The organism is Propionivibrio sp., from assembly GCF_017995515.1.
Lineage (GTDB): Bacteria > Pseudomonadota > Gammaproteobacteria > Burkholderiales > Rhodocyclaceae > Propionivibrio.
Map to the genome: position 1 here is coordinate 23,909 of NZ_JAGOIT010000003.1, position 20,122 is coordinate 44,030.

20 protein-coding genes are annotated in these 20,122 nt (G+C 65.1%); 8 read left to right on the forward strand and 12 right to left on the reverse strand.

Annotated features, from left to right (window positions below):
* Nucleotides 1–8 precede the first annotated feature (8 nt).
* The 3 genes from KBA32_RS00925 to KBA32_RS00935 are packed head-to-tail and all read right to left on the reverse strand — an operon-like array spanning nucleotide 9 to nucleotide 3,410.
* A complete protein-coding gene (locus KBA32_RS00925; protein ID WP_294353884.1) occupies nucleotides 9–1,397 on the reverse strand; it encodes a sigma 54-interacting transcriptional regulator in 1,389 nt (462 codons plus the stop codon).
* Nucleotides 1,394–1,996 (reverse strand): permease, encoded by a 603-nt coding sequence (locus KBA32_RS00930; RefSeq protein WP_294353886.1) that lies wholly within the window; start codon nucleotides 1,994–1,996, stop codon nucleotides 1,394–1,396. Before KBA32_RS00930 ends, KBA32_RS00925 begins: the two co-directional genes overlap by 4 nt.
* Nucleotides 1,989–3,410, reverse strand: coding sequence for an ATP-binding protein (locus KBA32_RS00935; RefSeq protein ID WP_294353893.1), 1,422 nt, complete (start codon nucleotides 3,408–3,410; stop codon nucleotides 1,989–1,991). Before KBA32_RS00935 ends, KBA32_RS00930 begins: the two co-directional genes overlap by 8 nt.
* 402 nt (nucleotides 3,411–3,812) lie before the next feature.
* On the opposite strand from KBA32_RS00935, the gene KBA32_RS00940 reads away from it, so the two are divergent.
* The 3 genes from KBA32_RS00940 (at nucleotide 3,813) to KBA32_RS00950 (ending at nucleotide 5,938) form a co-directional block, all read left to right on the forward strand.
* Nucleotides 3,813–4,448, forward strand: a complete 636-nt coding sequence (locus KBA32_RS00940; RefSeq protein ID WP_294353897.1) for a polymer-forming cytoskeletal protein — start codon at nucleotides 3,813–3,815, stop codon at nucleotides 4,446–4,448.
* 30 nt (nucleotides 4,449–4,478) lie between these two features.
* A complete protein-coding gene (locus KBA32_RS00945) occupies nucleotides 4,479–5,126 on the forward strand; it encodes a GNAT family N-acetyltransferase (protein WP_294353899.1) in 648 nt (215 codons plus the stop codon).
* A gap of 152 nt (nucleotides 5,127–5,278) precedes the next feature.
* Complete coding sequence (locus KBA32_RS00950) at nucleotides 5,279–5,938, forward strand: OmpA family protein (protein WP_294353904.1); 660 nt, start codon at nucleotides 5,279–5,281, stop codon at nucleotides 5,936–5,938.
* A 34-nt stretch (nucleotides 5,939–5,972) separates the two neighbouring features.
* Here KBA32_RS00950 and rocF read toward each other — a convergent pair whose 3' ends face one another.
* The 3 genes from rocF to KBA32_RS00965 form a co-directional block, all read right to left on the reverse strand.
* Nucleotides 5,973–6,908, reverse strand: coding sequence for an arginase (rocF, locus tag KBA32_RS00955; protein ID WP_294353906.1), 936 nt, complete (start codon nucleotides 6,906–6,908; stop codon nucleotides 5,973–5,975).
* Between the two features lie 61 nt (nucleotides 6,909–6,969).
* Nucleotides 6,970–7,803, reverse strand: a complete 834-nt coding sequence (locus KBA32_RS00960; protein WP_294353908.1) for a deoxyribonuclease IV — start codon at nucleotides 7,801–7,803, stop codon at nucleotides 6,970–6,972.
* Between the two features lie 52 nt (nucleotides 7,804–7,855).
* Complete coding sequence (locus KBA32_RS00965; RefSeq protein ID WP_294353911.1) at nucleotides 7,856–8,107, reverse strand: hypothetical protein; 252 nt, start codon at nucleotides 8,105–8,107, stop codon at nucleotides 7,856–7,858.
* Nucleotides 8,108–8,375: 268 nt separating this feature from the next.
* On the opposite strand from KBA32_RS00965, the gene KBA32_RS00970 reads away from it, so the two are divergent.
* Complete coding sequence (locus tag KBA32_RS00970) at nucleotides 8,376–8,504, forward strand: hypothetical protein (protein ID WP_294353913.1); 129 nt, start codon at nucleotides 8,376–8,378, stop codon at nucleotides 8,502–8,504.
* A 79-nt stretch (nucleotides 8,505–8,583) separates the two neighbouring features.
* Nucleotides 8,584–8,946, forward strand: a complete 363-nt coding sequence (locus KBA32_RS00975; RefSeq protein WP_294353916.1) for a hypothetical protein — start codon at nucleotides 8,584–8,586, stop codon at nucleotides 8,944–8,946.
* 194 nt (nucleotides 8,947–9,140) lie between these two features.
* Here the strand turns inward: KBA32_RS00975 and KBA32_RS00980 are convergent, their stop codons facing one another.
* The 6 genes from KBA32_RS00980 to KBA32_RS01005 form a co-directional block, all read right to left on the reverse strand.
* A complete protein-coding gene (locus KBA32_RS00980; RefSeq protein ID WP_294353918.1) occupies nucleotides 9,141–10,109 on the reverse strand; it encodes a sugar-binding transcriptional regulator in 969 nt (322 codons plus the stop codon).
* A 294-nt stretch (nucleotides 10,110–10,403) separates the two neighbouring features.
* The gene (locus tag KBA32_RS00985) at nucleotides 10,404–11,828 is read right to left on the reverse strand and encodes a fucose isomerase (RefSeq protein WP_294353920.1); all 1,425 of its coding nucleotides are present in this window, start codon (nucleotides 11,826–11,828) and stop codon (nucleotides 10,404–10,406) included.
* Between the two features lie 74 nt (nucleotides 11,829–11,902).
* Entirely contained in the window at nucleotides 11,903–12,952 is a 1,050-nt protein-coding gene (locus tag KBA32_RS00990) for an ABC transporter permease (protein WP_294353923.1), read from the reverse strand.
* A 3-nt stretch (nucleotides 12,953–12,955) separates the two neighbouring features.
* Entirely contained in the window at nucleotides 12,956–14,578 is a 1,623-nt protein-coding gene (locus KBA32_RS00995) for a sugar ABC transporter ATP-binding protein (protein ID WP_294353926.1), read from the reverse strand.
* A complete protein-coding gene (locus KBA32_RS01000; RefSeq protein WP_294353928.1) occupies nucleotides 14,575–15,258 on the reverse strand; it encodes a DUF2291 family protein in 684 nt (227 codons plus the stop codon). The genes KBA32_RS00995 and KBA32_RS01000 overlap by 4 nt, the downstream gene beginning before the upstream one ends.
* 13 nt (nucleotides 15,259–15,271) lie before the next feature.
* Nucleotides 15,272–16,222, reverse strand: coding sequence for a D-ribose ABC transporter substrate-binding protein (locus KBA32_RS01005; protein ID WP_294353931.1), 951 nt, complete (start codon nucleotides 16,220–16,222; stop codon nucleotides 15,272–15,274).
* A 554-nt stretch (nucleotides 16,223–16,776) separates the two neighbouring features.
* On the opposite strand from KBA32_RS01005, the gene KBA32_RS01010 reads away from it, so the two are divergent.
* From KBA32_RS01010 to KBA32_RS01020, 3 genes are read left to right on the forward strand one after another with little or no spacing between them, the layout of a single operon-like run.
* Complete coding sequence (locus KBA32_RS01010; protein WP_294353934.1) at nucleotides 16,777–17,661, forward strand: transketolase; 885 nt, start codon at nucleotides 16,777–16,779, stop codon at nucleotides 17,659–17,661.
* Nucleotides 17,658–18,620: a transketolase C-terminal domain-containing protein gene (locus KBA32_RS01015; protein WP_294353937.1), complete on the forward strand. Its 963-nt coding sequence runs from the start codon at nucleotides 17,658–17,660 to the stop codon at nucleotides 18,618–18,620. Before KBA32_RS01010 ends, KBA32_RS01015 begins: the two co-directional genes overlap by 4 nt.
* 16 nt (nucleotides 18,621–18,636) lie before the next feature.
* Entirely contained in the window at nucleotides 18,637–20,106 is a 1,470-nt protein-coding gene (locus KBA32_RS01020) for an FGGY family carbohydrate kinase (RefSeq protein ID WP_294353941.1), read from the forward strand.
* Nucleotides 20,107–20,122: the final 16 nt, after the last annotated feature.

Sequence of the window (20,122 nt, forward strand, 5' to 3'; positions counted from 1 at the left end):
ACGAGTGCTTAGCCGGCTGAATCGCTGGCGTCAGTCGGGCGGCGGAACATGTCGGGCGTCAGCTCGTGTTTTTGCAGCAGGCGATAGAACTCGGTGCGGTTGCGGTCGGCGATGCGCGCGGCGTCGCTGACGTTGCCGTCGGTGAGCTTCAGTAGCTGGACGAGATAATTGCGCTCGAAGCGCTGCTTGGCCTCGGCGTAGGAGAGCGCTTCGAGCGTCGGCACGCGCAACGCGCGCTGGATGAGCGCGAGCGGGATGAGCGGCGTCGTTGCCAGCGCGCAGCATTGCTCGACGACGTTGTAGAGCTGGCGCACGTTGCCCGGCCACGCGGCGTTGATCAGCGTCTCGATCGCCTCGGGCGCGAAGCCGACGATGCCCTTGTCGTACTTTTTGACGAGCTGCTGGACGAAGTGGCTGGCCAAGAGCGGGATGTCCTCGCGCCGTTCCTCGAGGCGCGGCAGCGCCAACGTGACGACGTCGAGCCGGTAGTAGAGGTCCTCGCGGAACTGCCCGTCGGCCATCGCCGCTTCGAGGTCGCGGTGCGTCGCCGAGAGCACGCGCACGTCGACCGGCTCGGCGCGTGTTGCGCCGACCGGGCGCACGGCGCGGTCCTGCAGCACGCGCAAGAGCTTGACCTGCAAGGCGAGCGGCATGTCGCCGATCTCGTCGAGGAACAGCGTGCCGCCGTTGGCTGCCTGGAAGAGCCCGGTGTGCGCCGTCGCCGCGCCGGTGAAGGCGCCCTTGACGTGGCCGAAGAGCTCGGATTCGAGCAGCTGCTCGGGGATCGCGCCGCAGTTGATGGCGACGAAGGGCGCGCCGGCGCGTGGGCTGGCGCGGTGGATGGCGCGCGCGAGCACTTCCTTGCCGGTGCCGCTCTCGCCGCGGATCAGCACGCTGGCGTCGGAGGCGGCGACGACGCGCGCTTCCTCGATCAGCTCGGCCATGCGGCTGCTGCGGAAGACGAGCCCGGCGCGCCAGGCTTCGTCCTGTCCGGCTTGCGGGACTTCGCCGGTCGGCGAGAGCTGCAGCGCCTGTTCGATCTTCTCGCGCAGGACGGCGCTGTCGAAGGGCTTGGTCAGGTAGCCGAAGACGCCGCGCGACATCGCATCGACGGCGTCGGGAATCGTCCCGTGCGCGGTGAGCAGGATCACCGGCAGCGTCGGCCGGGTGGCGCGGATCTCGTCGAACAGCGCGAGGCCGTCCTTGCCGGGCAGCCGGATGTCGCTCAGGACGAGTTGCGGCGGCTCGACGGCGATGCGCGCCAGCCCTTCCTCGGCCGAACTCGCCGTCGATACGCGATAGCCCCAGGCGTGCAGGCGCATGGTCAGGAGGCGCAGGAGGTCCTGGTCGTCGTCGACGACGAGTAGATGCGCGCCGTTTGCGGCCGTCGCGCTCATCGGCTGCCTCCCGCGCCATCGCCCCCGGCCGGCGGTTTGGGCAGCGAGCGTTCGATGTCGGCGAGCGCGTCGATCTTGCGTTGCAGTTCATCGTTGCTGCGCTGGCTGTCGCCGAGTCTTCCTTCGAGTTCGTTCATTTGCGTCGTCAAGCGGGCGTTCTGTTGTTCCAGTTTCTGCCGTTCGCCGTAGTGCGTCGCCAGCAGGCGGGCGAGCGGATGCAGGCTGTTCGCATTGGCCTCATTCGATTTGAGAATGCCGGCGAGCACGCTCTGCGCGCGCGCCAGGTTGGCCGGCGCGCGCGCCTGGCCGAGCAGCATCGCCATGCGCAAGCGCACGCTCGGCGTCTGCGGCAGCGCGGCAAGCGTCTTGCGCTCACGCGCCAGCTCCTGCGTGCTCATGCGCGGCAGCAACTGGAGGTAGCCGAGCAACGGCAGCATCGCGGTCTCGTCAACCGTGACTTCGACGCGCGGTGTTTCCTCGCTCGTCGCTTCCTCCGCGATCGGCTCGGGCGCCGGCACAGTGGCGCAACCGGCCATGATGACGACGACCGGCAGCCAGCAGCCCCGGCGGAGAAGTCGTTTGATCGGCACGTTATTCACAGGGCACCTCGATGCGCAAGCTGGCGCCGGGCGCGTTGCTGCCGTTGCCGTACTGACCCTTGACCAGTTCGATGCTGCCGCCCATTGCCGTCAGCAGCTCGCGCACGATCGACAGGCCGACACCGCTGCCCTGGCGTTTGGTCGGCGCCGGGCGCGCGCCCTGCACGAAGGGCTCGAAGATGCGTTCGGCATCCTCGGGCGCGATCCCCGGCCCCTGGTCGGTACAGGTGATGCGCACGCGATCGTCGCCGACTTCGGCTTCGAGCCGGATGACGCCGCCTTCCGGACTGAAGTCGATGGCGTTGGAAAGCAGGTTGTCGAGGACGACGAGCAGCTTGTCGCCGTCGAGTGCCCGGGCAACGGCCGGCGCCTTGGGCACGACGACGAGCCGCCGCGCCTGGATTTGCAGCTCGCGCCCCTGGATGGCATCGGTGAGGAGTTTCTTCAGCGGCACCGGCCGGTAGCGCAGGCGGCGCGCCTCGAACGACGCGGCGTTGAGACGCAGCAGGCTTTCGATGTGCTGCTGCAACGTCATCACGTTGTGCTGCAGGATGTCGACGACCTCCTGTTGCGCGCCTTCAAGCGGCCCGACGACCTTGTCCTGCAACAGCGCGACGCCCTCGCGTAGGGCGGTGAGCGGCGTCTTCAGTTCGTGCGAGACGTGGCGCAGCGTGCGCTCGCGTTCCGATTCGAGCTCGCCGAGGCGCTGGCGCAACCAGTCGAGCCGCCGTCCGACGCGGCGCAGGTCGGCCGGGCCGCGCACGTGGACCGGCTCCTCGAAGCGGCTCTCGCCGAGGCGCTCGATCGCGCCTTCGATCGTCGTGATCGGGCGCGACAGCCACCAGCTCATCGCCAGCGCGACAACGAAGGCGCCACCGACGGCGACGGCGACCATGCCGGTCAGCTGCAGGCGGCTTGCTTCGAGCGTCGTCAGCGTCGCCTGGTGCTGCGCGTCTATCCACTGCCGACCATGCCGGTCGAGCGCGCGGTTGAGGTCGCCGAGCCGGGTCAGGAACGGTTGCAGTTGGTCCTTGTCGGCGAGGCGATGCAGACCGGCGCCGAGCTGTTCGAGGTTGCTGCGCCAGTCGCGCGGCAATTCGCCGAGCGCGACGCCCGGCAGCGCCTCGAGCCGGCCGACGGCGGTAAGCGCCAGCGCCGAGTGTTCGTCGAAGCGCTTGAGCAGCACGGGATCGTTGAGCACGAGAAACTGGCGCCCGCTGCGTTCGAGGTCGACCGTCCGCTCGGCGAGTTCCTGAATCGCCGCGTTGAGTTCGAGCGCCTGCGCACTGTCGCGCTGGCTCTGCGCGACAAAGTACTCGAGCGTGAGCCAGCTCTGGATGGCGGCCCAGCCGAGGAGCACGGCGATCAGCAGAAAGCCGGCGAGCATGCTCTGGCGGAAGGAGATTCGGAACATCGCTTGGCGTGAAGACATCCGGGGAAGTTTCGCCGCCAGCGGAAAAGCGATCGCCGGCGTGGCGCGAGAGCGCAGTTTAGACCGCTCGCGCGCCATCGTGGGAACGAAAATGCGTCCACGGCGTTCGTGGCCCGGGCGCATTGCTGCGGTAAAAATCATTGTGTAGCAAGGACTTGCCGCGCCTGTCGCCAGCCGGCGACAGGCTAATCCGCTGTCTCGCAAGGCAATTCGAAAAAGCCGGCGAAGCACTGTCGCTTTTTCCCGACATCTTCCCGTAAGAATCTAATAGATAATATGAGGAGTGTTGCGTAGGTCGTTGTTTGTCATTGAAAAACCGTCGTGGCACGGATATCGCTAAGGCCTTGGCGTCTTTAACGCTGAAAAACCTTGGAAGGAAATAGCATGTTCAATAAATCCGGCGTCTTCGGGCGCAACGAACCCGTAAATTCGACTAACCGCCGCGATTCCGCACCAATGACTTCGTCCGGCACCGCGTCTCCCCCGCCGGCAGAGCGTTTGCCCGGGCGTCCCGCGCCGACGGTCAAGGAGGCGCTGCCGGCTGCGCCCGTCGTCGATGCGGCGCAGCCTGCCGTGCCCGTACTGTCGAACGAGACGCCGGTCGCCGGCAACGACGCGATGGGTGCGCGTCTGATCGTCGGGCCCGACGTCAAACTCAAGGGCGCCGAGATTCTCGATTGCGACACGCTCGTCGTCGAAGGCCGCGTCGAGGCGACGATGGACAGCCGCGTCATCCGCATCGCCGAGAACGGCTCGTTCTCCGGCAAGGTGAGCATCGACATCGCCGAGATCCACGGCACCTTCGAGGGTGAACTGACGGCGCGCTCGCAGTTGATCATCCACTCGACCGGGCGCGTCAGCGGCACCATCCGCTACGGCAAGCTGGTCGCCGACGAAGGCGGTGAGTTGTGCGGCGACATCAACGTCATTGCGGCAAATTCGGGCAGTTCCGCCCACGCCATAAACAGCGCTTCCACGCCAAAACCTGCCGGTCTCGTCCTTGGCGTCGTTTCGGCCTGACCCAGTTCATTCGGATAAAGAAACCAGGACATGCAGTATTCAACTTCCTCCCGCGTGCATCCGATCGAGCGCGCGCCAGAGTCTCTGCCGCCGCTGCGTTCGCTGTGGGCGGCTTTGTCCGGCCCGCGCGGCGTCGATATCCGACCGGCGCGCACGCCGAAGCAGCACGGGCTGACCAACTCGCTGGTGCAGCGCATGTACGCCTGGCGCGGTTACCGGACCGAAGCCCGCAGACAACCGCTCGACGAGCAGAACCGGGTGACGCTCGCCGCCTGGCACTACGAAGAGGTTGTCGCGACGCTGACGCTGCGCCGCGATTCGCCGATCGGCCTTCTCGCCGACGCGCACTACGGTAATGTGCTCGACGGCCTGCGCGGTCCGGATCGCGTCGTCTGCGAAGTCTCGCGCCTGGCCATCGATCCCGACTTCAGCTCGCGCGACTTGCTGAACAACCTGTTCAGCGCGGCGCTCGACTACGGCCGCGAGCATTTTTCGGCGAGCGACGCGGTGATGGAAGTCAATCCGCGCCACGTTCGCTACTACGAACGCTGCCTCGGATTCCAGCAGATCGGCGACGTTTGCCGGTGCCTGCGGGTCGATGCGCCGGCCGTGCTCATGCACCAGGAAATCGACGGCATCACGATCCCGGATGACGCGCCGCTGGCGGCCGAGCGCTAGAAAGCGCACTTGTGGCGGGATGCAAGGCACCGAGAAGCGAGCCCCTTTGTATTCCGATCAGTCCGCTGCTGCGTTAGCTCCGCAGAACGGGTGAAAACCGGTTCCTCAACCTATACTCGACATTCCCGGACCGAAAACTTGGAGGTACCACCATGAAAAAAACTGCCCTGATGATCACCATTGCCACCTTCGCCGCGAGCAGCCTGGTCGGTTGCGCCAACATGACCGAGACGCAGAGCGATACGGCCAAGGGTGCCGGTATCGGCGCCGTCGCCGGGGCCGTCATTGGCGCGGCGACCGGTGGCCGCAAGGGCGCGGCGGCCGGTGCGGCGATTGGCGCGGCAGCGGGGGCCGGCGGCGGCTATCTCTGGTCCAAGCGCATGCAGGAGCAGCGCGCGGCAATGGAGCAGGCGACTCAAGGCAGCGGCGTGACGGTGACGCAGACGCAGGATAACCAGCTCAAGCTGGAGATCCCGAGCGACATCTCCTTCGACTCGGGCAGTTATCAGATCAAGTCCAGCCTGCGGCCGATCCTCGATCGCTTTGCCACGACGCTCAATCAGAATCCGGCCACGACCGTGCGCATCATCGGCCATACCGACAACCGCGGCTCCGATGCCGTCAATAATCCGCTCTCCGTCAACCGTGCCGACGCGACGCGCGACTATCTCGTCACGCGCGGCGTGCTCCTGAGCCGCATCGGCATCGACGGGCGCGGTTCGCGCGAACCGATCGCGACCAACAGCACGGAAGCAGGGCGAGCGCAGAATCGCCGCGTCGAAATCTTCGTCGCCGAGGCGGCGCCGAAGTAAGGAAGCAGGTGACGGGCCGGCGGATGCCCCGGCGTCAGTAGATCCCGCCGGGCCGCTTCCGCATCAGCGTGCTCTTGCCGAAGAGGCTTTCGATCAGGTCGACCGCCAGCTCGGTCGTCCGATTCCGCACGTCGAGCGCCGGGTTGAGCTCGACGATGTCGAGCGAGGCGAGCCGCCCGGTGTCGGCGATCATCTCCATGCACAACTGCGCCTCGCGGTAGGTCGGCCCGCCGCGTACGGTGGTGCCGACGCCCGGCGCGATGTCCGGGTCGAGAAAGTCGACGTCGAGGCTGACGTGCAGGTGCGTGTCCGGCCCGATCAACGCGAGCGCCAGCTCCATCGCGTGGCGCATGCCCGTTTCGTCGATGAAGCGCATGTCGAAGACGTCGATGCCCATGTCGTGCACCATGCGCTTCTCGCCTTCGTCGACGCTGCGGATGCCGATCTGGCGCACGTCCTTGGCGCTGAGCGCCGGCACCTGGCCGGCGAGTTCGATCAGTTCCTGCGGGCCGTGCCCGCACAGGCAGGCGACCGGCATGCCGTGGATATTGCCGCTCGGCGTCAGCGTCGCCGTATTGAAGTCCGCGTGCGCGTCGAACCACAGCACGCGCAGCTTCTTCTTGCGCTCGCGGCAGTGGCGCGCCACGGCGCTGATCGAGCCGATGGCCAGCGAGTGGTCACCGCCGAGCAGGATCGGTAGCCGCGCGTCGCTGAGTTCGGCGTAGAAGGCGTCGTGCACCGCCCGGTTCCACTCGACGATTTCCGGCAGATGGCGGAAGCCGTCGATCGCAGGCAGGCCGGGGTTGGCCGGGCCGCCGACGTTGCCGCAGTCGCGCACGTCGATGCCGAACTGCGCGATCGCCCCGGCGATGCCGGCGACGCGCAAGGCGTCCGGGCCCATGCGCGAACCGGTGGTGCCGGCGCCGATATCGGTCGGTGCGCCGATCAGGCTGACAGCCGTCTTGTTCATGGTCTTGGCCTCTGCAATCCAGGTGGGGAAAATCAGGCGCGAATGGTAGCGCCGATTCGGGTCAGGCGCGAAACACGCCGTGCAGGAGCGCGATTTCCTCGCCATAGCCAGGCAGGTCGTTCGGCGTTTCGAGCAGGAAGGGCAGGTGGCGCAGCGCCGGGTGGTTGATGAAGCGGGTGATCGCCTCCAGCCCGAGGTGGCCGTGGCCGATGCGTTCGTGCCGGTCCTTGCGCGCGCCGAGCGGGTTCATGCTGTCGTTGAGGTGGATCGCGCGCAGACGATCGAGGCCGACGACGCGGTCGAAGGTTTCGAGCACGCCGTCGAGGTCGTTCACCACATCGTAACCGGCGTCGTTGATGTGACAGGTGTCGAGGCAGACACCCATCTTCTCGTGCAGCACGACGCCGTCGAGGATGCGCCGCAACTCCTCGAACGTGCGCCCGACCTCGCTGCCCTTGCCTGCCATCGTCTCGAGCAGCACCGTCGTCGTCAGCGCCGGCGTCAGCACCGCGTTGAGCTGGGCGACGATCAGCGCGATGCCGGCGTCCTCGCCCTGGCCGACGTGGCTGCCCGGGTGGAAGTTGTAGAGATTGCCCGGCAGCCGCTCCATGCGCACGAGATCGTCCTGCATCGTCTCCAGCGCAAAGCGGCGCGTGTTCTCGTCGGCCGAGCAGGGGTTCAGGGTGTAGGGCGCGTGTGCCAGCAAGGGCGCGAACCGGTGTTCGGCGGCGAGGGCGAGAAAGGCATCGAGATCCGCCTGATCGATCGCCTTCGCCTGCCCGCCGCGCGGATTGCGCGTGAAGAACTGGAAAGTGTTGGCGCCGATCGACAGCGCGTCGCGGCCCATGGCGAGAAAGCCCTTGGCGGTGGAGAGGTGACAGCCGATGTTGAGCATGGGAGTTCCGTGAGGAAGGTCGAACGGGGCGCCGACTATACCAGCAGCTCGGTTAAACGCTGATGTCCACCGCGCCCGCCGAGAGCGTCGGCACGATCGCCAGGCGGGTGCTTGAAGCCGATTTTCCAGGGTCGCCGAGCTGCGTATAGACTTGAGCAATGGAGCCTTGCGCCAAGGTGTTGTCGAGCTTCTGCCAGTTCGGCCAGTTCGGCCAGCTCAAGCTCGCCGAGATGATCCCGCTGGCGCACCGGCGCAAGCGGCGGATCGGCATGATCTTCATCGACATCGACATCGACATCGACATCGACGCGCTGGCGCGGCGCTCAACGAGAACCGGAACACCAGGAAGCGCGCCTTCGAGGCCTTCGCCCCTGTCCTGCTACAGACGGTACGCGATTGATCCGGCGCGATAATGTTCGAAGTCCGTTCGCCCTGAACTTGTCGAAGGGTGGGGCGGGCTTCGACAGGCTCAGCCCGAACGGGAGTTGAGACTTCTTCGTGCCGGATCAATATCGAAATAGAAGGTCGTCAAGCGAGACGAAACCCTGCCGGCCTGTGCCGGCGTGCAGACGATGGCCGGGCGAGTGCAGGTGCGCTGGGAGACGGAAAGCGCCGCCACCCCGATGGGGCAGCTGGCGTATTCCATCGAGTTTCTCAACCTGACCGGTTTGCCCTGTACGGGCATCAGCAAGGCGCTGTGATCGGCTACAGCCCGAAGAAGCCAGGACGACCCTCGCATGCCTGTCACACCTACCTCATGGCCGGACTGCGTCAGGTGCTGTGGGCGTCGAGGAGTGTCCAGGCAACGAGCACATTGCCACGCATGCGCAGCCGGGGCTGCTGAAGACGCCCGATACGCGTCGTGAGGCGATCACCAGCCGTCCGTGGCTGATGGCTTCGGTCGGGCGCAGAACCGAACATGCGGGTCAAACGACGGTCAAGCCGACCAGCATGCATGCCCATTTTGCACAGGCGCGGGTAGCGCTGATGCGTGTCTCCGCCCTGCTTCAGGGCTTTGCCCTTCGCGCTGCGGAGCAGTTGAACCCCCCATCGGTCTGGCAACACGTTGGTGATCACCTTAAGCGCACCCTCGCCGGTATCGTTCCGCCGATCCAGCCGGCGTTGACCGGAAATGTCGCCTGATGTATCGGCCAACTGCGGTTTGCAGGTTGAATGATGAATGTGTAAGCGATTGTCGCAACCGGGCCGAATCATTTCGGGCAAGCAATGGGACGAACGCTGTATCCGCGAGCGCGGTGCCGTCTTGTTCGAAACTGCTACAAAGCTCTGGCCGCGATGAGCCGCGTGCCTATGCCACGAGTGGCGACTCGTGCGATTCAATCATCGAGCAGCGCCTGCGCGACGTCGAGGTCGGTGATCAGCGTCGTGATCCACTTGCCGCGCAGGGCGGCGCGGATCGATTCGAATTTGCGTTTGCCGCCGGCGACGGCGACGCGGCGCGGCGTGGCGAGGATCTGCTCGGCGCTGATGCCGACGACGCGCTGATTGAAGTGCGAGTCGACGAGCTTGCCGTCGCGGTCGTAGAAGCGCAGACAGATGTCACCGACCGCGCCGCGCTCGCGCAGTTCTTCCATGTCCTCGGCGTCGAGCACGTTGCCGCTGTCCTGCAGCAACCGCGACGGCGTCAGGCAGCCGATGCCCATCAGGATCATCGACAGCTTGCCGCAGTATTCGAGGACGTGCTGGCAGGAGACGTCGTTCATCAGCATCTCGTGCATTGGGGTGGACGAGACGACGCCGGGTGCGAGCAGGAACATCGCCTCGGCGCTCGAGATCTGCGCCAGCCGCTCGGTCAGGCGCGTCGCGTAGACCTGCGAGTTGGCGCGGCCGAAGCCGCCGAAGACCTGGACGATGTGCGTCGTCGCGCCCGTGGAGAGCGGGCGCATCAGCTCGACAGCGGTGAGCAGCGTTTCGCTCCATGACGACACGCCGATGATCTCGCACGAAGGAACGACGCGCTCGAGATAGGCGGCGGTCGCCGAGCCGAGCGCGGGCAACACGTTCTCGTCGGCGAGGTGCGCGGCGTCGACGACGACGAACTCGATGCCGCCGAACTTGCGTTGCAGTTCATCCTCGATGTCCGAGAAGATGCCGGGCGGGACGTGCACGGTCGTGCGGATGATGCCGTTTTCCGAGGCGAACTTGAGCATGCGCGAGACGCGCGTCTGCGTGATGCTCAAGAGCTGGGCGATCTCCGGCTGGGTGCGATTCTGCTCGTGGTAGAGGCGGGCGATCTGCGTCGCGAGGCGCAATTGCTGGTGCGTATTGTCGTTATGGATGGCCATTCGTGCCCTCGGTGCGGTTCTCATGATGAGCATGCTCGATGCCGCGCGACGGCTCGCGCGTCGTCTTCGGCGTGGAGAGTATACCGGCACGCGCGCCGCGCTTCGTGGCAAATTTCTCTGCAAAAACCGGCAATTATGACTCTGGCAACGCGCGTGGCGCACGAAAAAAGGCCGGACGCGCTGCGTGTCCGGCCAAACGGGGAGAGTTCGCCAGTCAGGCGACAGCACAACGCCAGGGGCGCGCGCCGTGCCGTCATCGTTCAGTTGCCCGGGGTCAGCGGTTGTGCAGCGACCTTACGCATGGTGATAGACGTCCCACTTGAGGTAGCGCGAGACGGCCTCGTCGACCACATCCGCATGGCTGCCGCGCACCATCGCGACGTGGTGCTCGAAGCCCTGGCGACAGAGGTGCGTGAACAGGTCGCGCATGCGCGGCAGGTCGATTACCGCGATGCCGCCGTCCATGGCGAACGGGTCGGCGGTGAAAGTACCCTGGCCGACGTAGCCCTTGACCTTGCCCAGCCGGTCGTCGGTCGAGATGCGGAAGTAGGTCATCGGGCCCGGGGCGACCTTGCCCTTGACCGCGCCGAAGCACTTTTCCGGCCCGATCGTCGTGCCGAGCACGTCGAGGTTGGAGATTTCCGGCTCGACGCCGAGGAAACTCTTCGGGAAGTTGCCGCAGTGCGTGCCGACGCACTTGTTCGGCTCGCGCCCGTAGTTGTTGTTCCAGTCGAGCAGGGCGGGTGGCGCGCCGGAAGCGAGCGCCAGCGCGTACATCGAGATGGCGCCGGCGACGTCGACTTCGCAGGCGCTCGGCATCAGCCGTTCGCTCAACATGCTCATCGACAGGCAGGTGGCACAGCCGTAGTTGTCCTGCACGCTGGTCCAGCACTGAATGGCGCTGGCGTCGCACTCGTTTTCCTCGATCCAGCGATTGACGGCGAGCGAGAGCTTGGCCTGCTTGACGATGTTCTCCTGCCTGATGTGCGCCGGGATGCGCCCGTAGCTGGCGATCTTGTCGAGCTGCGCCTTGACTTCCGGCGCGTCGCTGTTGATCGCCTGCGCGGCGCCGAGGATCTCGGAGAGGTCGACGGTGACGACGGTGACGCCCGAAGCCTGCAGGATCTTTTCGCTGAAGCGCACCGTCTGGAAGGCGCCGGTACGCGCGCCGATGCTGCCGATGCGTGCGTTCTTCAGCCCCTTCACGGTACGGCAGACGCGCGCGAAGCGGTCGAGGTCGGCGGCGAATTCGTCGCTGGCGATGTCGGAGGTATGCGTCGTCGTGTCGGTGAAGTCGATGCCGTACTGGTAGAGGTTGTTGCACACCGAGAGCTTGCCGCAGAACGAGTCGCGGCGGCCGCGCAGGTCGACCTTGTCGAGGTCGTCATTCGATGCCTGCACGAGCACCGGCACGTTGAGCTTCGAGCGCTGGATCGTCTCGATGACGGCGATCTCGTCGCCGAAGTTGGGCAGCAGGACGACGAAGCCGTCGATGTCGTGGCGGTGCTCGTCGAACAGCTGCACGTACTTGCGCACGTCTTCCTTGGTCTCGACGGTGCCGTTGTTCGTCGCGTCGACCGGCAGGATGTGATAGCCGATGCCGAGCTTGTCGAGCTGGGCGATGACGTCGCGCCGCGCGTCGAGCGCCAGCGTGCCGTTGAAGAACTCGCGGCTGGCGATGATCAGGCCGAGCGAGACTTGTCTGTCAAACATCTTCATTGCGTTTCTCCATTAAGCGCTGGTCGTCAGGATTGACTGACGGCCAGCATATCGAATCGATCCAGCGCTTTCCTTTAACGCTTGGCCATTTTGCGTTGCATCTGGTCGAGCACGACGGCCGCGATGATGACTAGGCCTTTGATGACCATTTGCCAGAACTCGCTGACGCCCATCATCACCAGGCCGTCGCTCAGGACGCCGATGACGAAGGCGCCGATGATCGTGCCGCCGATCGTGCCGCGCCCGCCGGCGAGCGAGGTGCCGCCGAGCACGGCGGCGGCGATGGCGTTCATCTCGAACGAGGTGCCGGTCGCCGGGTGCGAGGCGACGAGCTGCGAAGAGATGATCAGGCCGACGATCGCGGCGCAGAAGCCGGAAATGACGTAGACGATGACCTTGACGCGATTGACGTACACCCCGGAGAGCAGGGAGGCGCGCTCGTTGCCGCCGATGGCGTAGATCTGCCGGCCGAGCGGCGTGCGTCCGGCGACGTAGGCGGCGGCGAGCGCGACGATGGCCATCAGGATCACCGCGACCGGGACGCCGAGCACCGTGCCGGAACCGAGGATCGGGAAGCCGGTGTTGCCGAGATCGGCCTTGCCCACCAAGTTGGGGAAGGTCTCGCCGTTCGAGATGAGCAGTGCCGCGCCACGCGCGATGTACATCGTGCCCAGCGTCGCGATGAAGGGCGCGACCGAGAACTTGGTGATCAGCAGGCCGTTGATCAGTCCGACGAAGATGCCGGTGAGCAGGCCGAAACCGATGACTTCGAAGACGTTGGGGTAGGCCGTGGCGTCCATGAAGGGAATCGGTATGCCTCTGGTGATCAGCAACCCCGAGATCATGCCGACGAGGCCGACGGTCGAGCCGACCGAGAGGTCGATGCCGCCGGTGACGATGACGTAGGTCATGCCGATGGCGAGGAAGGCGGTGAGCGCGACGTGTTTGGAGATGATCACCAGGTTGCCCAGCGAGATGAAGTTCGGCGCCATGATGCAGAAGTAGGCGGTGACGATGATCAGCGCGATCAGCGTGCGCAGCTTGAGCAGCAGCATGACGGCGCCGGAGTTCTTGTCCTCGCTTTCGGTGCCGCCGGGGAGTGTGGCGTTTGCGGTGGTAGCCATTGTTCAGTGCTCCGTAATCGGGGTGAGCGGCTCCTCGCTGGAGCGCGCCGTTTCATGGTTTGTGGCGAGGTCGGCTTCGGTCATGGTCGATGCGGCAACGAGCTTGCGTTCGGTCGCTTCGCTGCGCGGGAAATCGCCAGTGACGAGTCCGCGCGACATGACGAGAATGCGGTCGGCGGCGCTCATGATCTCCTTGAGGTCGGACGTCGCGAAGACGACGCCCAGCCCTTGTTCGGCCAACTGGCGCATCGTCTTGAACACCTCGGCCTTGGCGCCGATGTCGATGCCGCGCGTCGGTTCGTCAAGCAGCAGCAGCTTCGGCTGGGTGAGCAGGCTCTTGCCGATGACGACCTTCTGCTGGTTCCCACCCGAGAGTGCGGTGACTTCGACGTCAGGCGCCGAGACCTTGACGCGTAGCGCCTTGATCATCTCGTCGATGCGACCTGATTCGCGGTTCTGCTGGATGGCGATGCCGCGCCGGAACTGCCACAGGCTGGAAATGCTCATGTTCTTGAGTACCGAGAGATTCTGCAGCAGACCGTCGCGTTGGCGATCCTCGGGGACGAGGAAGAGCCCCTTGCGGATGCGTTCGGCGATCGAGAGGCCGGCGAGGTTTTCGCCGTTGAGGTGGATGTTCCCGATGGCGTCCGGACGCAGGCCGAACAGGCACTCGAACAGCTCGGTCCGCCCGGCGCCCATCAGGCCGTAGATGCCAACGATCTCGCCGGCAGCGATCGACAGCGAGACGTGGTCGACGAGGTAGCCGCCGCCGACTTTCGGCAGACAGACGTTCTCGGTACGCAATACCTCGATTCCGCCGGCGAGCTTTTCGCTGCGCTGCGGCGGCATCATCGTCTTGCCGACCATCTGGTCGATGATCCACGGCACGTCGACGTCGGCCATGCGCGCGCTGTTCTGCATCTTGCCGTCGCGCAGCACCGAGACGTAGTCGGCGATGCGTGTCAGCTCTTCGAGGCGGTGCGAGATGTAGATGATGGCGACGCCGCTGCGTCGGAGTTCGTCGATGACGCGGAAGAGGACCTCGACTTCCGATTCGCTTAGCGCCGAGGTCGGCTCGTCCATGATGAGGACCTGCACGTCGCGCGACAGCGCCTTGGCGATCTCGACGATCTGCTGTTCGCCGATGCGCAATTCACCGACCAGCGTGTCGGGCGAGAGATCGTGTTCCAGCCGCTTGAGCAACGCGGCGGCGTGCGCCGTCTGGCGTGCGCGGTCGATATGCACGCCGCCCTTGGTGTAGGGGTGCGTGAGAAAAATGTTCTCGGCGATCGAGAGGTTGGGGCAGAGGTTGAGTTCCTGGAAAACGATGCCGATGCCCTTGGCCGACGCGTCATGGACCGAATTGAAGACGACCGTCTCGCCGTTCAGGCGCAGCTCGCCGGAGGTCGGTGAGTTCACCCCGGCGAGGATCTTCATCAGCGTCGATTTGCCGGCGCCGTTCTCGCCGACGAGCGCCGTGACCGCCGACTTGCGCACGACGAAATCGGCGTTGTCGAGCGCGATGGTGCCGGGGAAGACCATCGACACGCCGATGGCTTCCAGAATGACGCTCTGGTCGAGCGTCGATGCCACCTCGTTCGCCGCGTTCGCGACCGGCGCGTTCATTGCGCGCTCCCGGCGGCTTTCAGCGAAACCGGCGTGACGACGAAGGTTTCGGGGACGCTGGTCAGGCTGATCGCGCCCTTGAACTCGACGGCGGTGCCCGGCGTCTTCAGCTCGGCGAGCGGCTTCTCGACCTCTTTCAAGGCGCGCTCGTTGAAGGCGCGGCCGACCTGGGCGAATTCGATCTGGTTGGTGACGTTCGCGAAAGAGAAGAACGGCAGGCTGTCGCGGATCGCCGTGCCCTTGACGACCGGGCCGATCTGCAGCGTGATTTGTTGCGGTCCGGCATCGCTCGCGATTTCGACGATGAGCGTTCCGGCGCGGGATTCGGTATTGACGGAAACGACCTTCCCCGTCGACTTGACGGCAAAGCTCCACGGGCTGCCCTCGCTTGCGGCGCGATGGCCGTAATCGTGCCCGGCCTTGTCGAGATCGGCCTTGACGGCGGCGATGACCGTCGCCAGATCATTGGCCTTGCTGTCGAAATGAGGGGTGAGTTGCGAAGCCCAGACGCTATCCACGTAACCGGCGGCGTTGAACCCCTCGGCCGTCTGGTTGGCGGAGGAGCCCGTAGTCTTTGCGCGCTGATCGTTCGGCACGATCTTGCAGCCAGAGAGCGGCAGCAAGATCGCGCACAAGGATGTGATCAGCGCCGGGACGAGCTTCTTGCGAAGTGTGTGCATCCCGGCGGCCCTCTTACTTGCTCAGCGCAAAGGTTTCGAGTTTGTCGGCGTTGGCCTTGGTGATCAGCACGCAGTCCATCGAAATCTTCTCCGGCTTGCCGGTGGACTTCGTCTTCAGGTACTGATCGGCCAGTTCAACGGCCCATTGCGCCTGGCGGTGCGCCGGCTGCAGCACGGTCGCGGTGATCTTGCCGGCCTTGATCGCGTCGCGCACGTCGTTGCTGCCGTCGAAGCCGACGACGATCACGTCCTTGCGGCCAGCGGCTTCGAGCGCGGCCATCGCGCCCATTGCCATCGTGTCGTTACCCGAGATGATGCCCTTGATCTTCGGGTTGGCCTGCAGGATCGACTCGGTCTTGGCGAAGGCTTCGGTCTGGCTCCAGTTGGCGCTCTGGCGGGAAACCATCTTGAGTTCCGGGTATTGGTCGATCACGTCGTGGTAGCCCTTGGAGCGGATGCCGGCGTTGGTGTCCGATTCCTTGCCGACGAGCTCGGCGTAGTCGCCTTTCTCGCCCATGACCTTGACGAACTCTTCGGCACCGAGCGTTGCGCCCTGATAATTGTTCGAGACGATCTGTGCAACGGCGACGCCGGTCGCGTTGATCTCGCGGTCGATGAGGAACGAAGGAATCCCGGCGTCCTTGGCCTTCTTGACGGCGGCCACCGTCGCGTCGGCGCCGGCGTTGTCGAGGACGATCGCCGACGCCTTGCGGGCGATGGCGGTGTCGAACAGTTCATTCTGCTTGTTGGCGTCGTCGTTGTGCACGAGCACCAGCGTCTTGTAGCCGAGGTCCTTGGCACGCGCTTCCGCGCCGATCGCCTCGGCCTTGAAGAACGGGTTGTCGTGCGATGGCGTGATGATCACCATCAGTTTGTCAGCGGCCGAAGCCGTCATCGGAGCGGAAGCAAACCCCGCCGCCATCAATGCCATCGTGACCAAAGCCATGCGTCGCGTCAGTTTCATGCAGATCTCCTCCTGAGATACTTCATTTGCGTAACGATCAGGACGCTGTTGCCGTCCTCCTCTTGTTGCCGGCATCGAGAAATCGGTGGATATCTGCCGCACGCTCCGCCAACCCCGCTGCCAGTTCCTGCTCCAAGGCCATCGGCCCGATCGATCGGCGACGGCTCCAGACTGTTTCCGGCCAAGCTGCCTTGGTTCGTGTTTCATTCGCATGCCTGCGGTGCATTTATTGCGCGCGACTAAATATGCAGTGCAGGCTATATATTCTTTTGTTAAAGCTAATTCCGGTCGAGTAGGTCTGTCAAGCGAATTTTTCTTTTTCCTGCTCGGGTGTTAGGGCGATGGGCATGAATGCCGAGCGGGCGACCGCAGGCAGGCGTCTCCCATGCGCGGCATTTGCACTAGGTAACTGCGGGCTATGAAGATTTTGGCTGTCGACGATTGAGAAAATTGGTTGACAAAGGGCGAAACGAGTTTTAATTTATTAAAAAGCATATATATTCAGTGCGGAATAAATAAACGAAACCAAAGTTGATCGTCAGAAGGAGCAAGGTGTGAATTCCTATTTCTCGTCGTTGAAACCCAGCAGCACTCGGGTGTCGTCCGTCCGCAACGCCGCGCCGGCTGAGCGCGAGGCGCAGTTGCGCGAGTTCGCCCGCGAGCTTCGCGTGTGTGTGCTCAATGTCATCAAAGGTGCCGGGCTGGGCCACGTCGGCGGCGACTTCTCGGCCGCGGATACGCTGGTCACGCTGTTCGGCGGCGTCATGAACTACGACGCGGCCAACCCTCAGTGGGCCGAACGTGATCGCTTCATCCTGAGCAAGGGGCACTGCTCCGCTTCGCTGTATTCGGTGCTGGCGATGTGCGGTTTCATTCAGCCGGAAGAGCTCGCAACCTTCGCCAAGCCGCTTTCGCCGTTGAACGGTCACCCGAATCGCAACAAGGTGCCGGGCGTCGAGACCAATACCGGGCCGCTCGGCCACGGTCTGCCGGTTGCCGTCGGTTGTGCGATGGCGGCGCGTTTGTCGAAAGCCGATTGGCGCACCTTCGTCGTCCTCGGTGACGGCGAACTGCAGGAAGGCAGCAACTGGGAGGCGATCATGTTCGCCGGCCACAAGGGGCTGTCGAACCTCACCGCGATCGTCGATCGCAACCGCCTGCAGCAGGGCGCGCGCACCGAAGACACGAACCGCCTCGACCCGCTTGGCGACAAGTGGGCGGCGTTTGGCTGGGAAGTGTGCGAGATCGACGGTCATGACTACAACGCGTTGTACGACAGTCTGGCCGGTCCGCGCGGCGACCGTCCGCGCGTCGTCATTGCCAATTCATTGAAGGGGAAAGGTGTGTCGTTCATGGAAGACCGGGTGGAGTGGCATCACAAGGTGCCGTCGGCCGAGCAATTCGATCTGGCGAAAGCCGAACTGGGAGCCGCGAAATGAGCGCCAACGAAACCACTCAAGTCTCCAGCGTGCCGACCTTCGACTGCCGGCAGACCTTCGTCGAAACGCTGATCGAACTGGCGACCGCCGACAAGCGCATCGTCGCCGTGTGCAACGACTCCGTCGGCTCGAGCAACCTCGGCGCCTTTGCCAAACAGTTCCCGGATCGTCTGGTAAACGTCGGCATCGCCGAGCAGAACATGGTCGGCGTCGCCGCCGGTCTGGCCAACGGCGGTTTTCTGCCCTTCGTCTGCGCCGCCGGCCCCTTCCTCTCCGGTCGCGCGACCGAGCAGGTCAAGGCCGACATCGCCTACAGCAATTTCCCGGCCGTGTTGTGCGCCATGAGTCCCGGTTTCTCCTACGGCGAACTTGGCCCGACACACCACTCGATCGAGGACTTCGCCTGGATGCGCGCCATCTCCAACATCGTCGTCATGGCGCCGGCTGACCCCAAGCAGACGCGTGAAGCGATGCGCTGGGCGGCCACCGCCGGCAAGCCGACGTACATGCGCATTGGCCGCTACAAGATTCCGGCCGTGACGCCGGAAGATCACAGCTTCGCCATGGGTAAGGCCGATCAGCTGCGTGACGGGAACGATGTGACCCTGATCGCCATCGGCACGCTCGTCTCGCGTGCGCTCGCCGCCGCCGATCTGCTGGCTGCGGAAGGCATCAAGGCGCGCGTGCTCAACATGGCGACGGTCAAGCCGATCGACGCCGAAGCGGTGATCGCCGCGGCGAAGGAAACCGGTCGCATCGTCACCGCCGAGGAAGGCATCCTCTACGGCGGCCTGGGTTCGGCCGTCGCCGAAGTGACCGCGCAACACGCGCCGGTGCCGATGCGCATGCTCGGCCTGCCCGGCTTCGCGCCGACCGGCAGCGTCGACTTCCTGTTCGAACACTTCGGCCTGACCGGCGCCGGCATCGCCGCCGCAGCGCGTGAGCTTCTCGGCAAATAACCAGTGTGCAACCGTCATGACCAATAACTACATCATCGCCATCGACCAGGGAACGAGCGCGACCAAGTGCGTTCTCGTCGATACCACGGGGAAAATCGTCGCCAAGGCCGCCGCGCCGCTCGGCGAGCGTTATCCGCAAAGCGGCTGGGTCGAGCAGGACGCCGACGAGATCTGGCGGAGCGCGCAGAAAGCCGTCGCGCTCTGTCTCGAACAGTGTCCTGACGCCAAGGTGCTGGCCGTCGGCCTGAGCACGCAGCGCGAGTCGGCGCTGATCTGGCAACGTTCGGATTCCAAGGCGGTGACGCCGCTCCTGAGCTGGCAAGACCAGCGCACGGTCGCGCTGCGCGACAAGCTGGCGAGTTCAGAAGCGATGGTGCGCGAGCGCTCGGGGCTGCCGCTCGACCCGATGTTCTCGGCGCTCAAATTGAGCTGGCTGCTCGACGAGATCGATCCCGGCCGTACCCGTGCCGCCTCCGGCGACTGGTGCATGGGCACGATCGACGCCTTCCTGATCGCGCGCCTCGGCGGCGAACAGGTCGTCGAGGCAGGCAATGCTTCGCGCACGCAGTTGATGAACGTGCACACCGGCGAATGGGACGACGATCTGCTCAAGCTCTTCAACATCCCGCGCGTCGCGCTGCCGAAGATCGTTCCTTCGATCGGCGTCTTTGCCGACGCGGGCGGCCTGCATCCGGCGCTGAAGGGCGTGCCGGTCCGTTCAGTGATGGCCGATTCGCACAGCGCGCTGTTCGCGCACGGCGCCTACGCGCCGGGTCAGGTGAAGGCGACGATGGGCACCGGTTCCTCGGTGATGGGCCTCACCGACGGCAAGCAACCACCGCATCCGGGTATGTGCCTGACCATTGCCTGGGATCGCGGCGACGGCCAGCAGCAGGCGCTCGAAGGCAACATCCGCGCCGCCGGTTCGACGCTGCGCTGGATCTCCGGCGTCTTCGGCATCAGCAGCGAAGAAGCGGCGGAGATCGCCGCGCAGAGCAAGAGCGACGGTGTCTGCCTGGTGCCGGCGTTCAACGGTCTCGGTGCGCCGTGGTGGGATTCGCGCGCGCTCGGCCTGATCAGCGGGCTCACGCTCAACACCGACAAGGGCGCGTTGTTCGCCGCCGCCGTCGAGTCGATCGCGCATCAGGTCGCCGACGTCGTCGACGCAATGAACGCGAGCGGCGTCGAGGTCCAGCGGCTGCTGCTCGACGGCGGCCCGTCGCGCAACGCCAAGCTGCGCGAGATGCTCTCGGCCTACATCGCCAAGCCGGTCGTGCATTGCTCGGACGCCGAACTGTCGGCGCTCGGTGTCGCGCACCTGGCTGGTGTCGGCGCCGGCATCTGGGACTGGGAGGCGATCGCCAGGTTGTCGCGGGCACAGACGGCAACCGATGTCTCCGAGCGCAATGCGGCAACGAAGCCCGAGCGCCAGCGTTGGGCGCACGCCGTCGCGCAATCGCGCCTGCCGGCCAAGAGCCAGGGCTGACTTAGAGAAATCGTGA

Bases quoted from the DNA above. Each gene is read 5' to 3' on its own strand.
- KBA32_RS00925 (WP_294353884.1), bottom strand. From the start codon at position 1,397: ATGAGCGCGACGGCCGCAAACGGCGCGCATCTACTCGTCGTCGACGAC.
- KBA32_RS00935 (WP_294353893.1), bottom strand. From the start codon at position 3,410: ATGTTCCGAATCTCCTTCCGCCAGAGCATGCTCGCCGGCTTTCTGCTG.
- KBA32_RS00940 (WP_294353897.1), top strand. From the start codon at position 3,813: ATGTTCAATAAATCCGGCGTCTTCGGGCGCAACGAACCCGTAAATTCG.
- KBA32_RS00945 (WP_294353899.1), top strand. From the start codon at position 4,479: ATGCAGTATTCAACTTCCTCCCGCGTGCATCCGATCGAGCGCGCGCCA.
- KBA32_RS00950 (WP_294353904.1), top strand. From the start codon at position 5,279: ATGAAAAAAACTGCCCTGATGATCACCATTGCCACCTTCGCCGCGAGC.
- rocF (WP_294353906.1), bottom strand. From the start codon at position 6,908: ATGAACAAGACGGCTGTCAGCCTGATCGGCGCACCGACCGATATCGGC.
- KBA32_RS00960 (WP_294353908.1), bottom strand. From the start codon at position 7,803: ATGCTCAACATCGGCTGTCACCTCTCCACCGCCAAGGGCTTTCTCGCC.
- KBA32_RS00965 (WP_294353911.1), bottom strand. From the start codon at position 8,107: ATGTCGATGTCGATGTCGATGTCGATGAAGATCATGCCGATCCGCCGC.
- KBA32_RS00970 (WP_294353913.1), top strand. From the start codon at position 8,376: ATGGCCGGGCGAGTGCAGGTGCGCTGGGAGACGGAAAGCGCCGCCACC.
- KBA32_RS00980 (WP_294353918.1), bottom strand. From the start codon at position 10,109: ATGGCCATCCATAACGACAATACGCACCAGCAATTGCGCCTCGCGACG.
- KBA32_RS00985 (WP_294353920.1), bottom strand. From the start codon at position 11,828: ATGAAGATGTTTGACAGACAAGTCTCGCTCGGCCTGATCATCGCCAGC.
- KBA32_RS00990 (WP_294353923.1), bottom strand. From the start codon at position 12,952: ATGGCTACCACCGCAAACGCCACACTCCCCGGCGGCACCGAAAGCGAG.
- KBA32_RS00995 (WP_294353926.1), bottom strand. From the start codon at position 14,578: ATGAACGCGCCGGTCGCGAACGCGGCGAACGAGGTGGCATCGACGCTC.
- KBA32_RS01000 (WP_294353928.1), bottom strand. From the start codon at position 15,258: ATGCACACACTTCGCAAGAAGCTCGTCCCGGCGCTGATCACATCCTTG.
- KBA32_RS01005 (WP_294353931.1), bottom strand. From the start codon at position 16,222: ATGAAACTGACGCGACGCATGGCTTTGGTCACGATGGCATTGATGGCG.
- KBA32_RS01015 (WP_294353937.1), top strand. From the start codon at position 17,658: ATGAGCGCCAACGAAACCACTCAAGTCTCCAGCGTGCCGACCTTCGAC.
- KBA32_RS01020 (WP_294353941.1), top strand. From the start codon at position 18,637: ATGACCAATAACTACATCATCGCCATCGACCAGGGAACGAGCGCGACC.